Raw genomic sequence first — 23,859 nt, forward strand, 5'->3', positions numbered from 1 at the left:
ATGCGGAATCCTTAGAAGTAGCCCTGACGTTTCTTTTCTTCCATCGAACCGGCGCCATCGTGGTCGATGACGCGGCCTTGACGTTCGGAAGTACGCGTCAGGAGCATTTCCTGAATGATCTCCGGCAGCGTCGCGGCGGTGGATTCCACCGCACCCGTCAACGGGTAGCAGCCGAGGGTGCGGAAGCGCACCATGCGCTTTTCGATACGCGCCTTCTCATCGTCGGAGAGGTGCTCGAGGATGCGCTCGTCGTCGATCATGATCAGCGTGCCGTTCTTCTCGATGACTTCGCGTTCAGCAGCGAAGTACAACGGCACGATCGGAATCTGTTCCAAGTAGATGTATTGCCAGATATCCAGCTCGGTCCAGTTCGACAACGGGAAGACGCGGATGGATTCGCCCTTCTTCACCTTGCCGTTGTAGACATTCCACAACTCAGGGCGCTGATTCTTCGGGTCCCAACGATGCTTGCTATCACGGAAGGAATACACCCGCTCCTTCGCCCGCGATTTCTCTTCATCGCGGCGCGCACCACCGAAGGCGGCGTCGAAGCCATGCTTGTCGAGCGCCTGCTTCAGGCCCTCGGTTTTCATGATGTCGGTGTGCTTGGCGCTACCGTGAGTGAACGGATTGATGTTCTGCGCGACACCGTCTGGGTTGATATGAGTGATCAGGTCCAGGTCCATCTCGGCGACCATCTTCTCGCGAAAGCGGTACATTTCCTGGAATTTCCAGCGCGTGTCGACGTGCATCACCGGGAACGGCAGGCGACCAGGAAAGAACGCTTTGCGTGCCAGATGCAGCATTACGGCGGAGTCTTTACCGATGGAATAGAGCATCACCGGATTGTTGAACTCGGCGGCCACCTCACGAATGATGTGGATGCTTTCCGCCTCCAGCTGTTTCAGATGCGTCAGTTTGTCGACCATAGCTACTCACGAATTGGCAGATGGACGGCCGCGGGCCGGAACGAGGGCGCAACTTTAACACGGCGTTAGATTCTAATCAGGCGGCCTTTTAGATCTAAATCTTCTAGCTTTATATCGGCTGAAAAACGCCTGGATATCTGCCAAGGCCTGACGAGATCACGCAACTCAGGCCGGGTTCGGGCAATCGATAAACAGGTGTTCGATGGCGAAACGTCGCGCCAAATAGTCTCCCAGAGCCTGCACGCCGCAGCGTTCCGTCGCGTGATGGCCTGCGGCGAAGAAGCTCAGACCGCTTTCCCGAGCGATATGCACAGTCGGTTCCGACACTTCGCCGGTCAGATAAGCATCGACGCCAGCAGCCACGGCCTGTTCGATATAGCCTTGGGCGCCGCCGGTGCACCAGGCTATCCGCCTGATCGGGCCTGCACCTTCGATCATCAGCGGCTCACGGCCCAGTGCAGCGTGAATCCGGCGCATGAAGTCAGCCGGTGCCAACGGAACGTCCAGCGAGCCGACAAGCCCGACGGAGCGAGGATTATTGGGCTCCAGCGGCCCCTCTATGATCAACCCGAGCAGCCGTGCCAGCTGGACGTTATTACCGACTTCAGGATGCACATCGAGTGGCAGATGATAAGCGAGCAGACTGATCTCGTTAGTTAGCAGGGTTTTCAATCGCCGTTGCTTGATACCCACCACGCGCGGGTCTTCGTTCTTCCAGAAATAGCCGTGATGCACCAGCACCACGTCGGCCTGCGCGTCGACCGCAGCATCCAGCAGTGCCTGGCTCGCGGTTACGCCGCTGACAATGCGGCGCACCTGTGGTCGTCCCTCGACCTGCATGCCGTTCGGACAGTAGTCCGAAATCTTCGCGGCATTCAGGTAGCGATCGGCTTCCTCGACCAAAGTGGTCAGTGCAACGGCCATGCGACATCCTCTCGTAAAAAGAAAAAACTGACCTCAGCCTAAGCGGTCGTTACGCTGGCCAAGAGCGTGATCTAACCCGCCCTGCCAACTCAGCGCAGATAAGCAACTGGCGAAGCTGCAATTCGCCACCAGCTTCGTATAATGCCGCCACCTTAAGGGGGCGCTATCTACCCCTGCAACCTGCCCGGATTCTAAAATCGCGATGATCAATGCCCTGCGTTCTCTTGGCTGGCCGTTGCTGGTAGGCCTGCTCATGGCCCTGCTGATCATCCAGCGCTACCCGCATCTGGTAGGGCTGGGCACGCAACCTGAATATACCTTGCGCCACACGCCGGTGGTGGGGGATACCGCAGCAGGGTCCTTATTCATACGCCAACGCGGTAAGTAGCGCGGCACCCGCCGTAGCCAACCTCTACACCACGAAAGTGATCGATCAAACCCCGCAGCAGCCGATGCTCAAGGACGACCCGCTGTTTCAGCGCTTCTTCGGCGACAACCTGCCGCGGCAGCGACGCATGGAGTCGAGCCTCGGGTCGGCAGTCATCATGAGCCCCGAAGGCTATTTGCTGACCAACAACCACGTTACCGCCAACGCCGAGCAGATAGTCGTAGCGCTACGTGATGGCCGCGAAACGCTTGCACGGGTGATTGGCAGCGACCCGGAAACCGATCTCGCGGTCCTGAAGATTGATCTGGAGAATTTGCCAGCGATGACCATCGGGCGCTCCGATAGCATCCGCATCGGCGATGTGACGCTAGCGATCGGCAACCCGTTCGGGGTCGGCCAGACGGTGACCATGGGCATTATCAGCGCCACGGGGCGTAACCAGTTGGGTCTCAATACCTACGAAGACTTCATTCAGACCGATGCAGCGATCAACCGCGGCAATTCCGGTGGCGCACTGGTCGATACCGCCGGGCAATTGATCGGTATCAACACGGCGATTATTTCCGAATCCGGCGGCTCGCAAGGTATTGGCTTTGCGATTCCGGTGAAGCTAGCAATCGAGGTGATGAAATCGATCATCGAACATGGTCAGGTCATCCGCGGCTGGCTCGGGGTCGAGGTGCAATCCCTGACCCAGGAGCTGGCGGAATCCTTCGGCCTGACCGGACGGCCGGGAATTGTCGTCGCGGGTGTCTATCGCGACGGTCCGGCTGAGCGTGCCGGGTTACTGCCGGGTGATCTAATCCTGAGCATTGCCGGCGAGCAAGCCAGCGATGGCCGCACCTCGATGAACCAGGTTGCGAGGGCGCGTCCTGGCGATAAGATCGATATCGATATCCTGCGCAACGGCAAACCACTGACACTGACGGCTGAAGTCGGGATGCGACCGCTGGTGGAGAAAGGTCCGCAATAGCTGTTGCAAGCTGCAAGCTGCAAGCTGCAAGCTGCAAGCTGCAAGCAAACCATGATGCAAGTGATGACATTCTGCTAAGCACCGCATCCGCTTCTACTTGCCGCTTGAAGCTTGAAGCTTGAAGCTTGAGTTTTGCCGCTACCTCTAGAGCGCTTGCAACAGCGCCTGATTCTGCTCAGGCGTACCGATAGTGATACGCAGGAACTGGTCGACACGCGGCAGCTTGAAGTGCCGCACGATCACGCCCTGCTCGCGCAGTTGCTCCGCCAGCTGCCTGCCGTCACGCTGAGGATGACGCGCGAAGATGAAGTTGGCCGCTGAAGGCAGCACTTCGAAACCCAATTTTTGCATCGAGGCAATCAAGTCTTCGCGACTGGCAATTACTTGTCGGCAGGTTTGCTCGAAGTATTCGCGATCCTCGAACGCTGCGGCGGCGCCGGCAATGGCGATACGGTCCAGAGGATAGGAGTTGAAGCTGTTCTTGATCCGCTCAAGCGCCTCGATCAAATCGGGATGCCCAACGGCCAGACCGACGCGAAGCCCTGCCAGCGAGCGGGATTTAGACAGCGTCTGGCTCACCAGCAGGTTCGGGTAGCGGTCCACCAAGGCAATCGCTGATTCGCCGCCAAAATCGATATAGGCCTCATCCACCAGGACGACCGAATCGGGATTGGCCTGCAGCAGGCGTTCGATCGCTTCCAACCCCAGCAGGCAGCCAGTTGGTGCGTTGGGATTAGGGAAAACGATTCCGCCGTTCGGTCGGGCATAGTCGGCCACATCGACCTGAAAGTTATCGTCCAGCGCGATAGCTTCGTATTCGATGCCATACAGACCGCAGTAGACCGGATAAAAACTGTAGGTCACGTCGGGAAACAGCAACGGCTTACCATGCTGGAACAGCCCGTGAAAGGCATGCGCCAGCACTTCATCCGAGCCATTGCCTACGAAGACCTGCTCCGGCCGCACACCGTAATGCTCCGCAACCGCGCGTTTGAGGCGCTCCCCGTTCGGATCGGGATAAAGGCGTAGGCTATCGCTCAACTCGGCTTGCATCGCGGCGATCGCCTTTGGCGATGGGCCGTAGGGATTCTCGTTGGTATTGAGCTTGACCAGCCTGCTCAGCTTGGGCTGCTCACCCGGTACGTAAGGCACCAGATCTTTGACAAAGGGGCTCCAGAATTTGCTCATGCCCTTTCTCCTTGGTGTTCAAATTGTTTGATCGCAGAGGCTGGAGACTGAAAGAGCCGACGCGCAGGAACCAGCCTCGGCTGCACCGCCCAACCCGTAGGAGCCAGCTTGCTGGCGAAGCTTTCAAGGCGGTTCGCGAGCAAGCTCGCTCTTACACGTCCAACCTCCAGCGCCTTTTCGTCTTCTTCGTTTTACCGCTTTATCCGGTACTCAGCGCTGCGTGCGTGCGCCGTCAGCGATTCACCGCGGGCCAGGACCGAGGCGATCTTGCCCAGCTCAGACGCCCCCTCGGCCGAGCAATTGATGATCGAAGAACGCTTCTGGAAATCGTACACGCCCAGAGGAGACGAGAAACGCGCCGTGCCGGACGTTGGCAGCACGTGGTTTGGCCCAGCGCAATAATCGCCCAGTGCCTCGGCGGTGTAGCGCCCCATGAATACCGCTCCGGCGTGGCGAATCTGCGGCAGCCACTGCTCAGGCTCAGCCACCGATAACTCCAGATGCTCTGGCGCGATGCGGTTGGCGACGTCTATCGCTTGCTGCATATCGGCGACTTGAATCAGCGCGCCGCGCCCCTGAATGGAGGCACGAGCGATATCGGCGCGTTCCAGAGTCGGCAGCAGCCTCGCAATGCTTTCGGCAACCTTGTCGAGAAACGCAGCATCGGGGCTGACTAAAATGGACTGGGCGTCTTCGTCGTGTTCGGCCTGGGAGAACAGGTCCATGGCGATCCAGTCGGGATCGGTCTGGCCATCGCAGACCACCAGAATCTCCGACGGTCCAGCGATCATGTCGATGCCGACCTTGCCGAACACGTGACGCTTGGCCGTGGCGACGTAAATATTACCGGGGCCGACGATCTTATCCACCGGCGGCACGCTTTCGGTTCCGTAGGCCAGCGCCGCGACGGCCTGCGCGCCGCCAATGGTGAAGACCCGGTCGACGCCGGCAATGCAGGCCGCCGCCAGCACCAGTTCGTTCAGCTCGCCGCGCGGCGTCGGCACGACCATGACGACTTCTGGTACACCGGCAACCTTGGCAGGAATGGCGTTCATCAGTACGGATGACGGGTACGATGCCTTGCCGCCCGGCACGTAAAGCCCGGCACGGTCGAGTGGGGTAACTTTCTGGCCCAGCACCGTGCCGTCGGCTTCGGTGTACGACCAGGAATCCTGTTTCTGCCTTTCATGATAGGTCCGCACGCGCTCAGCGGCCGCTTCCAGCGCTTGGCGCTGCGCCGGGGTAATGCGCTCCAGCGCCAGTTCGAGGCGCTCACGAGGCAGGATCAGATCGGCCATCGAAGCCACTTCGAGGCCGTCGAAACGCTGGGTCAACTCGACCAGAGCCGTATCGCCTCGCTCACGTACCGCCTTGATGATTTCGAGTACGCGCTGATTGACGCCATCGTCGGACACGCTTTCCCAGCTCAGCAGATGATCCAGGTGTCGCGAGAAGTCCGGATCAGCAGCATTGAGTCGGCGGATGTCGATGGAAGCGGTCATAACAGGCCTCATGAATGGATGCGTCGAAGCGGATTTTCAGGCGCCACTAGATTAACAAGCCAACCGCGTGGGCACCTGAAAATTTAGGTTATGACACGGATAGGCGGGCCGGGCTGCAGCGCAGACCGGAGGGTTCTCAACCGTGATGTTCGATCGCGCCCTGCAAGGCGTCGATTAATGCCTGGATGCGGGCGTGCTGCATTTTCATAGAGGCTTTGTTGACCACCAGGCGCGAACTGATCATGGCGATCAATTCCTGCGGCTCCAGGCCATTGGCACGCAGCGTATTGCCGGTGTCGACGACGTCGATGATCTTGTCCGCAAGCCCTACCAAGGGCGCTAGCTCCATCGAGCCGTAGAGCTTGATGATGTCGACCTGGCGGCCCTGCTCGGCGTAGTAGCGTTTGGCAACGTTAACGAACTTGGTCGCAACGCGCAGCCGACCCTTTGGCTCTGCAGCACCGACCCGCCCTGCTGTCATCAGCTTGCAGTTGGCGATTTTCAGATCCAGCGGCTCGTACAGGCCCTGCCCGCCGTATTCCATCAATACGTCCTTGCCCGCGACACCGAGATCCGCCGCGCCGTGCTCGACATAGGTCGGCACATCGGTGGCACGGACGATCAGCAAGCGCACGTCATCCTGCGTAGTCGGAATGATCAGCTTGCGGCTTTTTTCCGGATTCTCGGTGGGAACGATACCGGCCGCGGCGAGCAACGGCAGGGTGTCGTCGAGAATACGACCTTTGGAAAGGGCGATGGTGAGCATGGACGGTTGTTCCTTTAAGCCTATTGATGGCGGCCGTAGCGCAGGCATGGGCGGAGCCGGGTTGACTCGCCCCGACCGGGTGTCGCCGCCCACAAGCTGGCGACCCCGACATGGCTTGGGACTAGCCCGGTACGCGGCGGATCTTGGCGCCCAGCAGCTGCAGCTTTTCTTCGATGCATTCGTAGCCGCGATCGATGTGGTAGATACGGTCGATCAGCGTATCGCCTTCGGCCACCAGGCCGGCGATGACCAGACTCGCCGAGGCACGGAGGTCAGTCGCCATCACGGGGGCGCCCTTGAGCTTCGGTACACCGGTCACGATGGCAGTATTACCTTCGACAAGTATCTGCGAGCCCATGCGGTTCATTTCGTACACGTGCATGAAGCGGTTCTCGAACACCGTCTCGATGACCGTGCCGGTGCCTTCGGCGACAGCGTTCATGGCGATGAACTGCGCCTGCATATCGGTGGGAAATGCTGGATACGGCGCCGTACGGACGTTGACCGCTTTCGGCCGATTGCCCTTCATATCCAGTTCGATCCAGTTGCTGCCGGTATCGATGTGGGCACCAGCCTCTTCGAGCTTGTGCAATACAGCCTCGAGCAGCGTGGCATCGGTATCCTTGAGCTTTACGCGACCGCCGGTTGCGGCGGCGGCCACCAAATAGGTGCCCGTCTCGATGCGGTCCGGCATTACGCTGTAGCGCCCACCACCCAGACGCTTCACGCCGTCGATAACGATGGTGTCAGTTCCGGCGCCGGAGATTTGCGCACCCATGGCGTTGAGGAAGTTGGCCAGATCGACCACTTCCGGTTCACGCGCAGCGTTTTCCAGCACGCTACGACCGTTCGCCAGCGCCGCCGCCATCATGATGTTCTCGGTGCCGGTCACGCTGACGATATCGAAGAAGAAATGCGCGCCGCGCAGGCCGCCAGCCGGAGCCCGCGCCTTGATATAGCCACCTTCGACATCGATCTGGGCACCCATCGCTTCCAGACCGCGGATGTGCAGGTCGACTGGCCGCGAGCCGATGGCGCAACCGCCCGGCAGGGCCACTTCCGCCTCGCCGAAGCGTGCCACCATGGGGCCTAGCACCAAGATCGATGCGCGCATGGTCTTGACCAGTTCATAGGGTGCGACCAGCGTCTGAATACTGCTGGCGTCGACTTCAACGCTGAGCTTTTCATCGATGACTGGTTGCACGCCCATGCGACCGAACAGCTCGATCATGGTGGTGATGTCATGCAGGTGCGGCAGGTTGCAGACGGTTACCGGGGTATCGGCAAGCAAGGTAGCCGCCAGAATGGGCAGGGCCGAGTTCTTGGCGCCGGAGATGCGAATTTCGCCGTTTAGGCGGGCACCGCCGGTGATGATCAATTTATCCATGAATGTTCCCGTAACCCGCAGGCTCGAAGCACTGTCGAAGAGGAGCCGTACGCGGCTTCAGGGACTGCGCACTGGCTGAAATATGTCTATCGTGACCGGCAATCAGCTACGCGCAAGCCAGTCGGCACGGCTGAAGAATTTCATAGTGACGGCGTGGATGCTGCCGTCGCCGATCCACGGATTCAGATGAGCATAAATCTGCTGCTGACGCTTGACCGGGCTCAAGCCGGCCAACTCATCGCTGATCACGTTCAGCTGGAAGTTGCAGCCTTCACCCTCGACTTCCACCTGAGCACCCGGAAGCTTCTCTTCCAGAAAATTCTTAACTTCTACAGCCTGCATGTTCAACCTCGATCGGCGCCGGACGCGCGCGGTCGGCCATCATACAAAAAAGCCCGAAGGCTGCGAACCCCGAACCCACGCGGAGTGACGAAGCTCACTCAGTCGAGTGTTTCCGCCTCGCTGTCACGCGGACGCTGAGGACGGCTGCCGGCAGCTACCGCTGGGAATTTCGACGAGGCAAAACGAACAACCAGTATCGCCACCGCCAACAGCAGGATGGCTCCGGAAATATAGACCACGCCCATGTCCGGACGATGATGGTGCGAAACATCCGAGATCAGCAAACGAGTCAGCGCAGTGATCGCCACGTAAATGAGGAAGCGCACGGGCATATGGTTGGTCTTGAAGTAGATGCCAACCATCGCGCCGAGTTCTAGATAGATAAACAGCAGCAGAATGTCGTCGACGCTGATGCTGCCTTTCTCGATCATGCCCAGAAACGCCACCACCCCCGCCCAGGCGGTGACTGCACCAATAGCGAACAGCGCCAGATAATGAAAAGTTTCGACCAGAAGATTTCCCAGCGACTCGGCCACTGCATGAACCTTGCCGCGCATCGACTCCGCCCAGCGCAGTAGCATCAGCCCGCTCCCCGTGTTTCGTCTGTCAGCGAAAGAACATCCAGCAGACCAGACACCTTGGCGATTTCACGCATATCGCTGGGCATATTGATGATGAGCACCTCTCGACCCGACCCGATTGCATCGCGAGTAAAAGCCAGCAACAAGGAAAGCCCGACGCTGCTGGATTTTTCCACTGACGAGCAATCGATCAATAGCCGCTCTTCTTTACTCGCCCGAATCAGTGCCTGACCGTCACGGCGTAAAGCCGGGCCGGACTGGTAATCGAGCACGCCGGAGAGCAGCAGCTCGCCGCCAGCGCCCATCTCGACACGCCCATTACTCATCGCCCGCCGCCTGCTGACCGGCTTCGGTGTCCTTGGCCCGCGCGACCACTTCGGCCCAGCCCTCGATGGTCTTGTCCAGATCACCATTGTTCTTCTGCATGGCGTCGGCGAACTGGTCACGGAACAACTTGCCGATGTTGATGCCATTGATGATCACATTTCGAACCAGCCATTCGCCGTTCTGATTGACCATGGTGTAGGAGACCGGATAGATCTCGCCCTGGCGACCCGTCACCTCCATGCCAACGCTGGTGCGCTCGGCATCCTGCTTGCCGCTCGCAGGTAGCACCCGGATCTGCTGATTGTCGTACTCCAGCAGGGCGTTGCCGTAGAACTGCATGAGGCTGCGCTTGAAGTTCTCCTGAAAGCGCTTCATCTGCTCAGGGCTGGCGCCGCGCGAGTACTTCACGGTCATGATGCTGCGGGAAATTCCTTCGGCATCGACCACCGAACCGAGAATCTCATTGAGCGAGTCGTAAAAGGCATTCGGATCCTGACGGTACTGCTCCTTGTTGGCCTTAAGGTCGGCGAGCAGTTCATCTGTGGTCCGCTCGATCACTTCATGGGCGCTCGGGGCCGCCTGAACCAGTAGAGGCAGGGCAGCGAGCAATACCAGCAAGCCGCGACGCAGGACAGTCATCATATGAACACTCCTCACTCTTTATTTACCGAATTGAGTAGAAATTTGCCGATCAGGTCTTCCAGCACTAGCGACGACTGGGTATCGCGAATGGTATCGCCGTCTCCCAACGTCTCTTCTTCGCCACCCACGCTGATGCCTACGTACTTCTCGCCCAGCAGCCCAGCGGTCAGAATCGACGCAGTGGAGTCGACCGGCAGGATGTCGACATCCTTCTGCACTTCCAGCGTGACACGTCCGGTGTAGCTCTCCCGATCCAGGTCGATTGCGGTCACCGTGCCGATGGTCACGCCGGCCATGGTTACCTTGGATCTGACACTGAGACCGGCAATATTGTCGAAATAAGCGTAAAGCTTGTAGGTGTCGGTCCTATCGACGCTCAGCCCGCTGACCCGCAGCGATAGCAATAGCAGAGCCAGCACGCCCGCCAAAAGGAACAGACCAACACCGATTTCCAGGGTGCGGATACGCATCAAAAATCTCCAAACATCAACGCGGTCAGAATAAAGTCGAGGCCGAGTACCGCCAGCGAGGCGTAGACCACGGTTCGGGTAGTGGCGCGACTGATCCCCTCGGAAGTCGGCTCGCAGTCGTAGCCCTGGAACACCGCGATCCAGGTGACTACCACGGCGAATACCATGCTCTTGATGACTCCATTGAGCACATCCGAGGTGAAGGTGACGCTGTTCTGCATATTGGCCCAGAACGAGCCTTCGTATACGCCAAGCCAGTCCACCGCAACCATCGCACCGCCCCAGATGCCGACCACATTGAAAATCACGGTCAGCAACGGCAGCGAGATGAAACCGGCCCACAGCCGCGGCGCAATGATGTACTTCAGCGGATCGACGCCAATCATTTCCAGGCTGGACAGTTGTTCGGTGGATTTCATGTTGCCAATCTCGGCAGCCAGCGCCGACCCGGCGCGTCCGGCGAACAGCAGCGCGGTGACCACCGGCCCTAGCTCGCGCAGCAGCGTAAGGGCCACCATTTGCCCCACCGCCTGCTCGGATCCATAACTGTTGAGAATGCTATAGCCCTGCAGCGCCAACACCATCCCGATGAAAATTCCCGACACCACCACGATTGCCAGCGACAGCACCCCAACCGAGTAAAGCTGTCTGATCAGCAGAGAAAAGCGATTGCTCAAGCCGCTAGGGCCGAACAGCGCGTGGAATAGAAACAGCGTCGCGCGGCCCTGCGCGGCCACCACATTCATGCCGGCTTCACCGAGCAGACGGACTCGTTCGATCAAGGAGCGCTTACGCATCGGAGCCTCGCAACAGGTCGTCGGCATAGGCCGGTGCAGGGAAATGGAAAGGCACCGGGCCGTCTGCCGTGCCTCTCATGAACTGCTGGATACGTGGGTTGGCCGATTCGCGAAGCTCGGCAGGCGTACCCTGCCCGAGCACTTGGCTATCGCCAACCACATAGATGTAATCGGCAATGCTGGCGGTTTCGGCCAGATCGTGGGAAACCACGATACTGGTGATACCCAGCGCATCATTGAGCAGGCGAATCAACTGCACCAGAACGCCCATAGCAATGGGGTCCTGGCCAGCGAAGGGTTCGTCGTACATGAGTATCTGCGGGTCCAACGCGATAGCGCGCGCCAAAGCCACACGGCGCTTCATCCCACCGGATAGCTCATCAGGCATCAGCTCGATCGCACCCCGCAGCCCTACTGCCTGTAGCTTCATCAGCACGATGTCACGAATCATCTCTTCCGGCAGCTTGGTATGCACGCGCAACGGAAACGCGACGTTTTCAAATACATCGAGGTCGGTGAACAGCGCGCCGCTTTGAAACAGCACGCCCATCTGCTTGCGCATATCGAACAGCTCACGGCGCGACAGGGTCGGCAGGTTGGTTCCCGCCACCCAAACTTCGCCGCTGGCCGGCTTGAGTTGGGCCGCAATCAGGCGTAACAGTGTCGTCTTGCCGCAGCCGGACGGCCCCATGATGGCCGTTACCTTGCCTCGCGGTATGACAATATCGACGTTGTTGAAAATGCTCCGCTCCCCGCGCTTGAAGGTGACACCTTTCAGCTCGACGGCGTTAGCGTTGGCGGCGCTCATTGGCTCTCCTTGGCTACAGTCTGCGAATCAGACGCCCCCCAGCTTTCCGGAGATACTTCGCGGCGACCATTTTCGGCGGCGAACTATAGCACCGCGCTGCCAAGCGCCCCAACACGCGACTGTGTCGGCGCATGAGCGAGCACATGTCACTCAGCGAGGGTTTAGCTTCGCAAGCGGCTATTCGGAACTGCAGCTTTTCGGTGAGCGGCGATCGGTTTGCCGTTATAATCCCGCGTTTTAATTCAGACGATGACGTGAACATGAGCCAGAGCAGCCAGTTGATCGAGACTGCCCAGCGCACTATCCGCATGGAGATAGACGCGGTCGAAGAACTCAAGACCCGCATCGACGAGCAATTTGTTAAGGCTTGCGAGCTTATCCTCCACTGCAAAGGACGCGTCGTCGTGGTTGGCATGGGCAAATCGGGCCATATCGGCAACAAGATTGCCGCCACCCTCGCCAGCACTGGCACCACCGCATTCTTCGTTCACCCGGCCGAAGCCAGTCATGGCGACATGGGCATGATCACCCGTGACGACGTGGTCCTCGCCCTGTCCAACTCGGGCTCCACCAGCGAAATCGTGACACTGCTGCCGCTGATCAAGCGCCTCGGCATCACACTGATCAGCATGACCGGCAACCCCGATTCGGTGCTCGCCAAGGCAGCAGCAGTCAATATAGACGCCAGCGTTGCCATCGAGGCCTGCCCGCTGAACCTGGCACCTACATCTTCGACCACGGTATGTCTGGTGCTCGGCGATGCATTGGCGATCGCCCTTCTGGAAGCGCGCGGCTTCACCGCGGAGGATTTCGCTTTTTCGCACCCTGGCGGCGCACTTGGTCGGCGTTTGCTGCTCAAAGTGGAGCACGTCATGCATTCGGGCGACCGCCTGCCCCAGATCACCCGCGGTACTTCTCTACGTGATGCGCTGCTGGAGATGACTCAGAAGGGTCTCGGCATGACCGTGGTCATAGAAGGCAACGGCAGCCTGGCCGGAGTATTCACTGACGGCGACCTGCGACGCACTTTGGACAAAGGCATTGATGTACGCCAGGCCACTATCGACCAAGTGATGACCCTCCACGGCAAGACAGCCAACGCCGACATGCTTGCCGCCGAAGCCCTGAAAATAATGGAAGACAACAAAATCAGTGCGCTGGTGGTGGTCGACGACAACGACCGTCCTATCGGTGCTCTGAACATGCATGATCTGTTGCGCGCAGGAGTGATGTAAGTGAACGATTTACTGCGGCGCGCCCGTAATATTCGGCTGGCTATTTTCGACGTCGACGGCGTACTGACGGACGGCAAGCTGTACTTCCTGGTCGATGGCAGCGAGTTCAAAACCTTTAACACGCTCGACGGTCACGGCATCAAGATGCTGATCAATTCCGGCGTGCGCACCGCAATAATCAGCGGTCGTAAAACACCTGTGGTCGAACGCCGCGCGCAGAACCTGGGTATCCAGCATCTCTATCAGGGACGCGAGGACAAGCTGGTGGTCCTCGATGAGCTGCTCGCCGAACTCGGAATCGACTACGCTGAAGTCGCCTATCTAGGCGATGATCTGCCCGACCTACCGGTGATCCGCCGGGTGGGCCTGGGCATGGCCGTCGCCAGCGCCGATGCGTTCGTTCGCCAGCACGCTCACGGGGTCACCAGCGCCCGCGGCGGCGAAGGCGCCGCGCGGGAGTTCTGCGAACTGATCATGCGCGCCCAAGGCAACCTTGAAGCCGCTCAGGCCGCCTATCTCTAGAGGTTTCAATGCTGAGCAGAATCCGTTTCCCTGCCATCCTGCTGTTGATTGCATTACTCCTGGTCGCAGTCGGCTACTGGAACATCCGCCCGGAAAGCTTCATGCAGGAACCGGCTGCGGCCACAGGTGAGGAATCGCCGATCGACTTTTACGTAATCAACTCCAGAACCGTCCAGTACCAGCCGGATGGCAAGCGTAATTACGAACTGTCTGCGGAGAAAGTGGAGCACGTCAAGGCCAGCGATGTAAGTCTGCTGACCCGACCCGATCTGCATTCTTATCGCGGCACCGAGCTGCCATGGCATGTGACTAGCGAGCGCGGCGAAGTCGGCCCGCAGGGTGTGGAAGTGGAGCTGATCGATGATGTCAGGATCGAACGCAACGATGCCAAGGGACGTCCGACAATCATTACCACCAGCAGAATGACGGTGCTCCCCGAGAAGGATTATGCCGAGACCCGCCAACCCGTTAGAATCGTCGCCGCAAACGGTGTGACCACTGCCACGGGCATGAAAGCGTATCTGAATGAAGGCAGGATGCTCCTGCTATCCAACGTAAGAGGCCAGCATGAGCTGCGTTAAGACTCTCCCCTTTTTGTTCGGCTTGAGCATTTTTCTGTTCGGCTCGAATGCCCATGCGCTTCCCGAAGACCGTAACCAGCCGATCCGCGTCCAGGCCGACACCGCGGAACTGGACGATCGACAGGGCGTTGCCGTATATCGCGGCGATGTGGTCATTACCCAGGGCACCATGAAGATCACCGGCGACACCGTCACGATCACCCAAAACGAGAATGGCGATGTCGAGGTTTTCACCTCCATTGGCAAACCCGCGTACTACGAGCAGAAGCCGGCGGTGGACAAGGAAATCGTCAAGGCGTACGGACTGACCATCCAATATTTCGCAGCTAACGAGCGCATCGTCCTGATCGATCAGGCGAAAGTCGTCCAGGAAGGCAACACCTTCGAAGGCGAGAAGATCGTCTATGACACTCAGCGCCAGATCGTCAACGCCGGCCGAGCCACCAATACCGACGTAACCACTCCGCGACCTCGCGTGGACATGGTCATCCAGCCGCGCAGCAAAGACCAGCCGGCAGCGGAGCAAACCGAGTAATGGCGATTCTCAAAGCTCAGCATTTGGCAAAAAGCTACAAAAGCCGTCAGGTAGTGCGTGATGTAAGCCTGTCTATCGAGAGCGGTCAGATTGTCGGTTTGCTTGGGCCGAACGGCGCCGGCAAGACCACCTGCTTCTATATGATCGTCGGGCTGGTAAAAGCCGATCAGGGACGCGTGTTGATTGACGAGCAGGATGTCACCCACCTGCCCATGCATGGCCGTGCTCGCGCCGGTATCGGCTATCTGCCTCAGGAAGCGTCGATCTTCCGCAAACTGTCGGTATCCGACAACATCATGGCGATTCTCGAAACCCGCAAGGACCTGGATCGCAGCGGTCGCCAGCAGGCGCTGGAAAGCCTACTGCAGGAGTTCCACATCAACCACATCCGTGACAGTCTCGGCATGAGCCTGTCCGGAGGCGAGCGGCGTCGCGTCGAGATTGCCCGTGCACTCGCCACCGCCCCTAAATTCATCCTTCTCGACGAGCCCTTTGCCGGTGTCGACCCGATCTCGGTCGGCGACATCAAGCAGATCATTCATCACCTGAAGGCCAAGGGCATCGGCGTACTCATCACCGATCACAACGTGCGCGAAACGCTGGACATCTGCGAAACCGCTTACATCGTCAACGATGGCCAGCTGATCGCGGAAGGTGACGCGGAGGCGATCCTGGCCAACCAACTGGTCAAGGAAGTCTACCTCGGACACGAATTCCGTCTCTGAAACCGATTTTTCCACTCACACCGTCGCCCGGGACTAGGCAAAGGCTTCATTCGCAGGCATATAATTTGCTTACATCGGGCGTGCACAGCGCCAGCGAAATCGGAACAGGCGCGGTTGCGCCGGCAAATAAGGTTCGAAGTCCTCTGCCATGAAACCATCGCTAGTCCTGAAGATGGGCCAGCAGCTGACGATGACACCGCAGCTGCAACAAGCCATACGATTGCTCCAGTTATCCACGCTCGATCTCCAACAGGAGATACAAGAGGCGCTGGACTCCAATCCCATGCTCGAGCGCGAAGAGGACGGAGACGACTTCGACAACTCCGATCTGATGGCCGAGTCGGTTGAGAAGAAACCCGAGAGCAGCACCTCGACCGAGCAGGACACGCCTGACAATCATCACGAAGAACCCGTCAATACGGTGGAAAACCTTGAAGAAGGCGATTGGGGTGATCGCATTCCTGATGAACTTCCGGTCGACACCGCGTGGGAAGACATCTACCAGACCAGCGCCAGCAGCCTGCCCAGCAGTGACGACGACGAATGGGACTTCACCACCCGCACCTCCGCCGGGGAAAGCCTACAAAGTCATCTGCTCTGGCAGCTCAATCTTGCGCCAATGAGCGACACCGACCGCCTCATCGCCGTAACCCTGATCGATTGCATTAACCCACAGGGTTACCTCGACGAAACCCTTGAGGAGGTACTCGAGTCGTTCGACCCCGAGCTGGAAATCGAACTCGATGAAATCGAGGTCGTGCTGCGCCGAATCCAGCAGTTCGAGCCCGCCGGCATCGGCGCGCGCGACTTGCGCGAATGCCTGCTGCTGCAACTGCGCCAGCTACCCGAGCGAACGCCTTGGCTGAGCGAAGCGGTACGCCTCGTGAGTGATCATCTGGAGACACTCGGCAGCCGTGACTATAACCTTCTGATGCGCCGCATGAAGCTCAAGGAGGATGAGCTGCGCCAGGTGGTGGACCTGATCCAGACGCTTAACCCCCGCCCCGGCTCACAGATCGAAGCGAGCGAACCGGAATACGTCGTGCCAGACGTAATCGTGCGCAAGCACAACGATCGCTGGCTGGTGGAATTGAACCAGGATGCGATGCCGCGCCTGCGGGTAAATGCCCAGTACGCCGGCTTCGTCAAACGCGCCGACTCCAGCGCCGACAACACCTTCATGCGTAACCAGTTGCAGGAAGCACGCTGGTTCATCAAGAGCCTGCTCAGCCGCAACGAGACGCTGATGAAGGTCGCCACGCAGATCGTCGAACATCAGCGCGGCTTCCTTGATCACGGCGATGAAGCCATGAAACCGCTGGTGCTGCATGACATCGCCGAAGCGGTAGGCATGCATGAATCGACGATTTCACGCGTCACGACACAGAAGTTCATGCATACCCCTCGTGGAATCTACGAGCTGAAATATTTCTTCTCAAGCCACGTCAGCACGGCCGAAGGCGGCGAATGCTCATCCACCGCCATCCGCGCGATCATCAAGAAGCTGGTGGCGGCGGAAAACCTGAAAAAGCCATTGAGCGATAGCAAGATCGCTGGTTTACTGGAGGCGCAGGGTATTCAAGTTGCACGCCGCACCGTCGCGAAGTACCGCGAATCATTAGGTATCGCGCCGTCCAGCGAGCGTAAGCGGTTGTTGTAATGCCAGGCGACCTGGTCGATCTCTTCCGGTGGCGGGCGCGCAGCCTGTCAATTCGCACGTGGCAAAAGGAGATGCAGTATGCAAGTCAACATCACTGGCCTTCACCTGGAAATCACAGAAGCCCTGCGTGACTACGTCGAGGAGAAATTCGAGCGACTGGAAAGACATTTCGATCGCATCATTGCCGTTCAGGTGATTCTGCAGGTCGAGAAGCTCAGGCAGAAAGCCGAAGCCACGCTGCACGTTGCCGGTCGCGAAGTCGTCGCCAACGCAGAACATGAAGACATGTACGCTTCCATAGACCTGCTTGCCGACAAGCTCGACCGGCAGCTCATCAAGCACAAAGAAAAACAGCTCGACCATAACCAGGGTGCTCTCGCTCGCTGACCCATCATGATCCGAATCGAAAATATCCTGACCCCCGGACGTTCCTTGGTGAACGTACCGGGTGGCAGTAAGAAACGCGTCCTGGAACAGATCGCCAAAGTAATTGGCCAAGACCTGCCAGACCTTGATCCTCAGACCATCTTCGAAAGCCTCATTGCCCGCGAAAAGCTCGGCTCTACCGGCTTCGGCAACGGTATCGCCATCCCGCATTGCCGCATGCCCGGCTGCGTGTCGCCGCTCAGCGCGGTGCTACGGCTCGACGCACCGGTTGACTTCGACGCCATCGACGGCGCGCCGGTCGATTTGCTTTTCGTACTGCTGGTACCGGCAGCGGCGACGGACGAACACCTCGAACTGCTTCGTCAGATCGCCAGCATGCTGGACCGTGAGGAAGTGCGTGAGCGCCTGCGCAGAGCCACCACCGGGCAGGACCTGTATCAGACCGTCGTCGATATTCAGAGCGGCAATTAGCGCAACGGCATGGCTGTTCGCCCCGCGTAAAGTGAGGAAAGAGACGTGTCCGTAACCTGCCGATTCTCAACCCAGCAGCGCATGCAGCACGGTTCGCGTGTTCGAGCCCGCCCCCTGACAAACCTCGCTCCGCAATGCGCCTGATCATCGTCAGTGGCCGTTCCGGGTCAGGCAAGAGCACGGCACTCAATGTGCTCGAGGACAACGGCTTTTATTGCATCGACAACCTTCCCGCCGGGCTTCTGCCAGAGCTGGCGGAGCGAGCATTGCTACATACCGAACTGTTACACCCGCAGGTCGCTGTCTCCATAGATGCACGCAACCTGCCAAGTCAGCTAAAGCGCTTTCCCGAGCTGCTTGACGAGGTTCGTGCTCGGCACATTCAGTGCGACGTGCTGTATCTGGATGCGGCGGACGAGACGTTGCTCAAGCGCTTCTCGGAAACTCGGCGGCGGCACCCGCTGACGAATGAAAACCGCTCATTGGCCGAGGCCATCCATGACGAGGAGCTATTGCTCGCTCCGATCATCGACCATGCCGACCTGACGCTCGATACGACGAACCTCAACCTCTACCAGCTGCGAGATACGCTGAAACTGCGTCTGCTGAACAAGCCTGAACCGGGCACGGCGTTCCTCTTCGAGTCCTTTGGTTTTAAACGCGGCATGCCGGTGGATGCCGACCTGGTATTCGATGTGCGCTGCCTACCTAATCCGTACTGGAAAGCAGAGTTACGTGATTTTTCCGGATTGGATCAGCCCGTCGTCGACTACCTCGCCATGCAGACCGATGTTGAAGAAATGTTCCAGGACATCTTTGCCTATCTGAACAAATGGCTGCCGCGGTTCGCCGCCAGCAATCGCGCCTATGTCACCGTCGCCATTGGCTGTACCGGCGGGCACCACCGTTCGGTCTATCTGGCGGAGCGACTCGGCCAGGCGCTGCGCGAGCCCCTGAAGAACGTTCAGGTGCGCCACCGAGACCTGGCTTAGGAATCCACATGCCGTCTTGCGAAATCACCATCATCAACAAACTGGGCCTGCATGCCCGTGCGGCAGCCAAATTCGTTGGCGTTGCCAACCAGTTCCCCTGCGATGTCCGCGTCGGGCGCTGCCCTGCCAGCCTGATCGACGGCAAGAGCATCATGGCGGTGATGATGCTCGCCGCGAGCAAAGGCACTACCCTTCATCTGCACGCCGACGGCGAACAAGAGCAGGAGGCGATCAGTGCGCTGATCGCACTGATCGAAGGCTATTTTGAGGAAGGGGAATAAAGCAGCTGCAAGCTAATCAGTATGCAGGCGAGCGCCGAGAGACAGTAAAGCGCTTACGCTTCCACTTGTTGCCTGCAGCTTGAAGCTTGCTGCCGCTACTGCCCCGCCACCTTCATTCGCTCGATCAGCACCGAGCCGGTGTGAATGCTACTGCGTGTCTCGACATCGCAGCCCACCGCGACGATCTGCCGGAACATATCGCGCAGGTTGCCAGCAATCGTAACTTCCTGGACCGGGAACTGGATCTCGCCGTTTTCCACCCAGAACCCGCCAGCGCCGCGCGAATAGTCGCCGGTGACCAGATTCAAGCCCTGCCCCATCAATTCGGTAACCAGCAGCCCGCGGCCCATGCGACGGATCAGTGCCGCCTGGTCCTCATCACCGTGGGATACGAAGAGGTTATGCACACCGCCAGCATTGGCCGTACTGGGCATCCCGAGCTTGCGCCCGGAGTAGGTACCCAACACATAGGACAAGAGCTTGCCGTTCTCAACGAACGGCTTGGCGTAGGTCGCCAAACCATCGCCGTCATAAGCCGAACTAGCCAGCCCGCGCCGCAGGTGCGGGCGCTCGTCTAAGGTCAGCCACTCGGGAAACAGCGTTTGTCCCAGCGAGCCTTCTAGGTAAGACGACTTGCGATAAAGATTGCCACCGGAAATCGCCGCGAGAAAATGGCCGAACAGACCAGTCGCCAGCTCCGACGAAAACAGTACCGGGACATCACACGTCGGCACGGGGCGGGCGCCGAGGCGGCGAACGGCACGTTCTGCGGCACGTCGGCCGATCGACTCGGGACCGGCCAGATCACTGGCGATGCGGCTGACATCGTAATGATAGTCGCGCTGCATCTGCCCCTCGGCCTCGGCGATCATCACGCAACTCAGGCTGTGGCGAGTGCTGCAGTAGGCACCAATGAAACCGTTGCTATTGCCATAGCCGCGGCATCCCTGATGAGTGCTAAGGCTGGTGCCATCGGCATTGAGGATACGGCTGTCGGTTGCGAACGCTGCCGCCTCACAACGGAGTGCCAGCTCGACAGCCTCATCAGGGGAGATATCCCAAGGATGATAAAGATCCAGATTCGGTGTGTCTTTCGCCATCAGAGCCGGATCGGCGAGCCCGGCGAATTCATCCTCCGAAGCATGCTTGGCGATCGCCAGCGCCGCCGCCACGGTTTCGCGAATCGCCTCGCCGCCGCCGCCCGTAGTACTCGCCGATCCTTTACGTTGCCCGACGTACAGCGTGATGCCGAAACCTTGATCACGATTGAACTCGACCGTCTCCACTTCCCGCTGGCGAACCGTGGTGGACAGGCCTTGCTCCATCGAGACGGATACTTCGCAAGCGCTGGCGCCCTGCCGGCTGGCCTCTTCGATGATGCGTGCGACCTTTTCGCGTAATCCGGGCAACGCGTGCGGACCGATCCCCTCTACTTCACTCATAAAACACTCCAAACCACAGATTCGATCAATCGCAGCCAGCGAGGCGCAGCTGAGCTGCATAGCAAGGCTGCTGTTATCATGGCGGCATTTCCTACTGGACCAGCCCCATGTATGATATTTCCGATCTCGACGACTTCGAGGAAAAAAGCAAAACCCAGGTCAAGCGAGAGCTGCATGCACTTCAGGACCTCGGTGAGCGCCTCACCACTTTCAAATCCGACGTGCTTGATCGCCTCCCGCTCACCGACGCCTTACGCAAGGCGTTGGCCGATGCGCCGAAGCACACAGCGAATATCGCGCGCAAACGCCACCTGCAATACATCGGCAAACTGATGCGCGACCAGGATATCGAAGGCATCCTGGCGCTGGTCGACCAACTCGACGCATCCACCCGCCAGTACAACGAACGCTTCCATGCATTGGAACGTTGGCGCGACCGCCTGATCGCCGGTAACGACGAAACCCTCGAGGCCTTCGTTACCGAATATCCCGACACCGACCGCCAGCAGCTGCGCAGCCTGATCCGCCATGCCCAGCACGAAGCTGCGCGGAACAAGCCGCCAGCTGCCAGCCGCAAAATTTTCAAATACATCCGCGGACTGGACGAGACACAGCGCGGGCTGCGCTGAAAAAGAGCTGTCCGCAACGAGCTCGCTGCGATTGGTCCGCAATTCGTGTCGCGTCGGATGGCTGCTTTGCGCTTGTCATCGCTGTCAGGCTCCGGTACCACCGACGGTAATACCATCGATTTTCAAGGTCGGCTGACCCACGCCGACCGGTACGGACTGACCATCCTTACCGCAAGTGCCGACACCACTGTCCAACGCCAAGTCGGTCCCGACCATCGAAACCTTGTTCATCACGTCCGGCCCATTGCCGATCAGCGTAGCGCCCTTGACCGGCGCGGTAATTTTGCCGTCCTCGATCAGATAGGCTTCGCTGGTGGAGAACACGAACTTGCCGCTGGTGATGTCTACTTGTCCGCCGCCGAGGCTGGCGCAGTAGATACCCTTCTTCACCGAACGAATGATTTCTTCCGGGTCGCTTTCACCCGCCAGCATGTAAGTGTTGGTCATCCGCGGCATCGGTAGATGAGCATAGGATTCGCGCCGACCGTTGCCGGTTGGCGCAACGCCCATCAAGCGCGCGTTGAGCTTGTCCTGAATATAACCCTTGAGTATTCCGTTCTCGATCAGCGTGGTGCACTGAGTGGGTGTGCCTTCATCGTCAACGCTCAGCGAACCGCGGCGATCGGCCAGCGTGCCGTCATCGACGATAGTGCATAGCTTCGAAGCGACCTGCTGACCGATACGGCCACTGTAAGCCGAGCTGCCCTTGCGATTGAAGTCACCCTCCAGGCCATGGCCGACCGCCTCGTGCAGTAACACGCCGGACCAGCCCGGACCAAGCACCACCGGTAGCGTGCCGGCCGGGGCCGCCACCGCTTCGAGGTTCACCAGCGCCTGTCGCAGCGCCTCACGGGCATAACCCATTGCACGATCTTCGCTGAAAAAGTAATCGTAACCGGTACGTCCACCGCCGCCCTGTCCGCCACGCTCGCGACGTCCGTTCTGCTCGACGATTACGCTCACGTTGAAGCGCACCAGCGGGCGTATGTCGGCAGCCATGACTCCGTCCAGCCCCGCCACCAGAATGTGCTCCCAGACACCCGCCAGACTTACCGTGACCTGCTTGATTCGCGGATCCAGCGCTCGCGTAGCGACGTCGATACGCTTGAGCAGCTCGACCTTCTCTGCACGACCGAGCCCATCCAGTGGATTCTCTGGGCTATACAGCGGGGCAAAAGCGGCCTTCGAAAGCACCTCGACACGACCCTGATGGCCGCCACGGGCGATTGAGCGGGCAGCCTCGGCTGCCTGACGCAACGCATCGGCGGTGATCGCATTGCTATAGGCGAAGCCCGTCTTCTCGCCGGACAACGCGCGTACACCAACGCCCTGCTCCAGGTGGAAGCTGCCTTCCTTGACGATGCCGTCCTCCAGCACCCAGGACTCGGTGACCTGATCCTGGAAATACAAATCCGCCGCGTCGATGCCAGGGCCGGCCAGTTCGCCGAGCAAACCCGGCAGATCATCGATACCCAGTCCGCCCGGCGTCAGGAGGCGCTCGGTGACAGGTAACAGCAGTTCACTCATATCTACTCCAAAGTGCGCGATGCAATACGGGGCGTGGTGAAACGACGGTGGCTCAGTAGCGGCATACGCTTGCGCATCGCATTCTGCTCGGCCGTTTCCCGAGCAGCGGTCAGTGCGGCTTCGCCTGTCGCCTGCTCGTTCAGCACGCGCCCCCAGAAATCAACGATAGACGAATGCCCGTGGGTCAATCGTCCGCCAGAGTGCTCTCCACTCTGCGCTGCGGCCAGCATATAGCATTGCGTCTCGATGGCCCGCGTGCGTATCAACATCTCCCAGTGCGCCTGGCCGGTCACACTAGTGAACGCTGAGGGAGCACTGATCAATTCAGCCCCGGCCTGACGTAAAGCCAGGTACAGCTCCGCGAACCGAAGGTCATAACAGACGCTCATGCCCAAGCGCCCCACCGGTGTATCGACGACGACCAACCGCTCGCCAGCGGCATAATCATCTGACTCACGGTAACGTCCACGCGCATCGCTCACTTCTGCGTCGAACAGGTGCAGCTTGTCATAACGCGCGACGCGCTGGCCTTGGTCATCGACCAGTAGCGAGCAGGCCCGTACCCTCGCTTGCGGCTGATCATCCGGTGGCAGCGGCAGCGTGCCGGCCACTATCCACAACCTGAGGTCGCATGCGACCTGTTTCAACCACGGCAGTATCGGCCCGGCACCCTCGGCTTCGGCCCGGCCGACCGCCGGTAGATCGGTACGGCCCATGGCGGCAAAATTTTCCGGCAGCACTGCCAACCGCGCACCGGAGTCGGCAGCCTGCTCCAGCAGCCTTCTGGCGGTGGCGAGGTTCGCCTGTATGTCGGCCTGACTGGCCATCTGGATCACGGCTAGGGTCAT

General features: G+C 59.4%; 27 protein-coding genes and 1 pseudogene. 12 read left to right on the forward strand and 16 right to left on the reverse strand.

All coding sequences use genetic code 11. The annotated features are described in order from the left end of the window. Positions 1-11: 11 nt before the first annotated feature. Both cysD and NAV33_RS19545 read right to left on the reverse strand, forming a co-directional pair. On the reverse strand, positions 12-929 hold the full coding sequence (gene cysD / locus NAV33_RS19540; protein ID WP_255983149.1) for a sulfate adenylyltransferase subunit CysD: 918 nt from the start codon (positions 927-929) through the stop codon (positions 12-14). Positions 930-1,094: 165 nt separating this feature from the next. After that, positions 1,095-1,853: a Nif3-like dinuclear metal center hexameric protein gene (locus NAV33_RS19545; protein ID WP_255983151.1), complete on the reverse strand. Its 759-nt coding sequence runs from the start codon at positions 1,851-1,853 to the stop codon at positions 1,095-1,097. A gap of 202 nt (positions 1,854-2,055) precedes the next feature. Between NAV33_RS19545 and algW the strand changes: the two are divergent. Then, positions 2,056-3,214, forward strand: a pseudogene (gene algW, locus NAV33_RS19550) (Do family serine endopeptidase AlgW). A 144-nt stretch (positions 3,215-3,358) separates the two neighbouring features. Here algW and hisC read toward each other — a convergent pair. The 11 genes from hisC to NAV33_RS19605 all read right to left on the reverse strand — a co-directional run bounded on the left by hisC (position 3,359) and on the right by NAV33_RS19605 (position 12,024). Beyond that, on the reverse strand, positions 3,359-4,402 hold the full coding sequence (gene hisC, locus NAV33_RS19555; RefSeq protein ID WP_255983153.1) for a histidinol-phosphate transaminase: 1,044 nt from the start codon (positions 4,400-4,402) through the stop codon (positions 3,359-3,361). Between the two features lie 191 nt (positions 4,403-4,593). Beyond that, positions 4,594-5,904 carry a histidinol dehydrogenase gene (gene hisD, locus NAV33_RS19560; RefSeq protein WP_255983154.1) on the reverse strand — a complete coding sequence of 437 codons (1,311 nt, stop codon included), beginning with the start codon at positions 5,902-5,904 and terminating at the stop codon, positions 4,594-4,596. Between the two features lie 136 nt (positions 5,905-6,040). Then, entirely contained in the window at positions 6,041-6,670 is a 630-nt protein-coding gene (gene hisG / locus NAV33_RS19565) for an ATP phosphoribosyltransferase (protein WP_255983156.1), read from the reverse strand. Between the two features lie 121 nt (positions 6,671-6,791). Next, positions 6,792-8,057 carry a UDP-N-acetylglucosamine 1-carboxyvinyltransferase gene (murA, locus tag NAV33_RS19570; protein WP_217475177.1) on the reverse strand — a complete coding sequence of 422 codons (1,266 nt, stop codon included), beginning with the start codon at positions 8,055-8,057 and terminating at the stop codon, positions 6,792-6,794. A gap of 102 nt (positions 8,058-8,159) precedes the next feature. Then, on the reverse strand, positions 8,160-8,399 hold the full coding sequence (locus NAV33_RS19575; protein WP_255983162.1) for a BolA family protein: 240 nt from the start codon (positions 8,397-8,399) through the stop codon (positions 8,160-8,162). 98 nt (positions 8,400-8,497) lie between these two features. Then, positions 8,498-8,980, reverse strand: a complete 483-nt coding sequence (locus NAV33_RS19580; RefSeq protein ID WP_255983164.1) for a phosphate-starvation-inducible protein PsiE — start codon at positions 8,978-8,980, stop codon at positions 8,498-8,500. Beyond that, positions 8,980-9,306 (reverse strand): STAS domain-containing protein, encoded by a 327-nt coding sequence (locus tag NAV33_RS19585; protein WP_255983166.1) that lies wholly within the window; start codon positions 9,304-9,306, stop codon positions 8,980-8,982. Before NAV33_RS19585 ends, NAV33_RS19580 begins: the two co-directional genes overlap by 1 nt. Continuing rightward, positions 9,299-9,949 carry an MlaC/ttg2D family ABC transporter substrate-binding protein gene (locus NAV33_RS19590; protein ID WP_255983168.1) on the reverse strand — a complete coding sequence of 217 codons (651 nt, stop codon included), beginning with the start codon at positions 9,947-9,949 and terminating at the stop codon, positions 9,299-9,301. The genes NAV33_RS19585 and NAV33_RS19590 overlap by 8 nt, the downstream gene beginning before the upstream one ends. 11 nt (positions 9,950-9,960) lie before the next feature. Next, positions 9,961-10,419 (reverse strand): outer membrane lipid asymmetry maintenance protein MlaD, encoded by a 459-nt coding sequence (gene mlaD / locus NAV33_RS19595; protein ID WP_255983170.1) that lies wholly within the window; start codon positions 10,417-10,419, stop codon positions 9,961-9,963. Continuing rightward, entirely contained in the window at positions 10,419-11,216 is a 798-nt protein-coding gene (gene mlaE, locus NAV33_RS19600; RefSeq protein WP_255983172.1) for a lipid asymmetry maintenance ABC transporter permease subunit MlaE, read from the reverse strand. The genes mlaD and mlaE overlap by 1 nt, the downstream gene beginning before the upstream one ends. Further along, positions 11,209-12,024 carry an ABC transporter ATP-binding protein gene (locus tag NAV33_RS19605; RefSeq protein WP_255983174.1) on the reverse strand — a complete coding sequence of 272 codons (816 nt, stop codon included), beginning with the start codon at positions 12,022-12,024 and terminating at the stop codon, positions 11,209-11,211. Before NAV33_RS19605 ends, mlaE begins: the two co-directional genes overlap by 8 nt. Positions 12,025-12,278: 254 nt before the next feature. Between NAV33_RS19605 and NAV33_RS19610 the strand changes: the two genes are divergently transcribed. The 10 genes from NAV33_RS19610 to NAV33_RS19655 all read left to right on the forward strand — a co-directional run bounded on the left by NAV33_RS19610 (position 12,279) and on the right by NAV33_RS19655 (position 19,413). After that, entirely contained in the window at positions 12,279-13,259 is a 981-nt protein-coding gene (locus tag NAV33_RS19610; RefSeq protein ID WP_255983176.1) for a KpsF/GutQ family sugar-phosphate isomerase, read from the forward strand. Continuing rightward, a complete protein-coding gene (locus NAV33_RS19615) occupies positions 13,260-13,781 on the forward strand; it encodes a KdsC family phosphatase (protein ID WP_255983178.1) in 522 nt (173 codons plus the stop codon). A gap of 8 nt (positions 13,782-13,789) precedes the next feature. Next, complete coding sequence (gene lptC, locus NAV33_RS19620) at positions 13,790-14,362, forward strand: LPS export ABC transporter periplasmic protein LptC (protein ID WP_255983180.1); 573 nt, start codon at positions 13,790-13,792, stop codon at positions 14,360-14,362. Further along, a complete protein-coding gene (lptA, locus tag NAV33_RS19625; RefSeq protein ID WP_255983182.1) occupies positions 14,349-14,897 on the forward strand; it encodes a lipopolysaccharide transport periplasmic protein LptA in 549 nt (182 codons plus the stop codon). The genes lptC and lptA overlap by 14 nt, the downstream gene beginning before the upstream one ends. Further along, complete coding sequence (gene lptB / locus NAV33_RS19630; protein ID WP_255983184.1) at positions 14,897-15,622, forward strand: LPS export ABC transporter ATP-binding protein; 726 nt, start codon at positions 14,897-14,899, stop codon at positions 15,620-15,622. The genes lptA and lptB overlap by 1 nt, the downstream gene beginning before the upstream one ends. Before the next feature lie 148 nt (positions 15,623-15,770). Further along, positions 15,771-17,282, forward strand: coding sequence for an RNA polymerase factor sigma-54 (locus NAV33_RS19635; protein ID WP_255983186.1), 1,512 nt, complete (start codon positions 15,771-15,773; stop codon positions 17,280-17,282). Positions 17,283-17,360: 78 nt separating this feature from the next. Next, positions 17,361-17,669, forward strand: a complete 309-nt coding sequence (gene hpf, locus NAV33_RS19640; RefSeq protein ID WP_255983188.1) for a ribosome hibernation-promoting factor, HPF/YfiA family — start codon at positions 17,361-17,363, stop codon at positions 17,667-17,669. Between the two features lie 6 nt (positions 17,670-17,675). Beyond that, on the forward strand, positions 17,676-18,140 hold the full coding sequence (gene ptsN, locus NAV33_RS19645) for a PTS IIA-like nitrogen regulatory protein PtsN (RefSeq protein WP_255983190.1): 465 nt from the start codon (positions 17,676-17,678) through the stop codon (positions 18,138-18,140). A gap of 134 nt (positions 18,141-18,274) precedes the next feature. Then, entirely contained in the window at positions 18,275-19,132 is an 858-nt protein-coding gene (gene rapZ / locus NAV33_RS19650; RefSeq protein ID WP_255983192.1) for an RNase adapter RapZ, read from the forward strand. An 8-nt stretch (positions 19,133-19,140) separates the two neighbouring features. After that, positions 19,141-19,413 (forward strand): HPr family phosphocarrier protein, encoded by a 273-nt coding sequence (locus NAV33_RS19655; protein WP_255983194.1) that lies wholly within the window; start codon positions 19,141-19,143, stop codon positions 19,411-19,413. Positions 19,414-19,508: 95 nt separating this feature from the next. Here the strand turns inward: NAV33_RS19655 and pmbA are convergent, their stop codons facing one another. Next, complete coding sequence (pmbA, locus tag NAV33_RS19660) at positions 19,509-20,855, reverse strand: metalloprotease PmbA (protein WP_255983196.1); 1,347 nt, start codon at positions 20,853-20,855, stop codon at positions 19,509-19,511. A 107-nt stretch (positions 20,856-20,962) separates the two neighbouring features. Here pmbA and yjgA point away from each other — a divergent pair, with 107 nt between their 5' ends. Next, entirely contained in the window at positions 20,963-21,484 is a 522-nt protein-coding gene (gene yjgA, locus NAV33_RS19665; RefSeq protein ID WP_255983198.1) for a ribosome biogenesis factor YjgA, read from the forward strand. 84 nt (positions 21,485-21,568) lie between these two features. On the opposite strand, the gene tldD is transcribed toward yjgA, so the two are convergent. Next, entirely contained in the window at positions 21,569-23,011 is a 1,443-nt protein-coding gene (gene tldD / locus NAV33_RS19670) for a metalloprotease TldD (RefSeq protein ID WP_255983200.1), read from the reverse strand. Between the two features lie 2 nt (positions 23,012-23,013). Continuing rightward, positions 23,014-23,859, reverse strand: a complete 846-nt coding sequence (locus NAV33_RS19675; protein ID WP_255983202.1) for a carbon-nitrogen hydrolase family protein — start codon at positions 23,857-23,859, stop codon at positions 23,014-23,016.

This window comes from Stutzerimonas stutzeri, from assembly GCF_024448715.1.
GTDB lineage: Bacteria > Pseudomonadota > Gammaproteobacteria > Pseudomonadales > Pseudomonadaceae > Stutzerimonas > Stutzerimonas stutzeri_AR.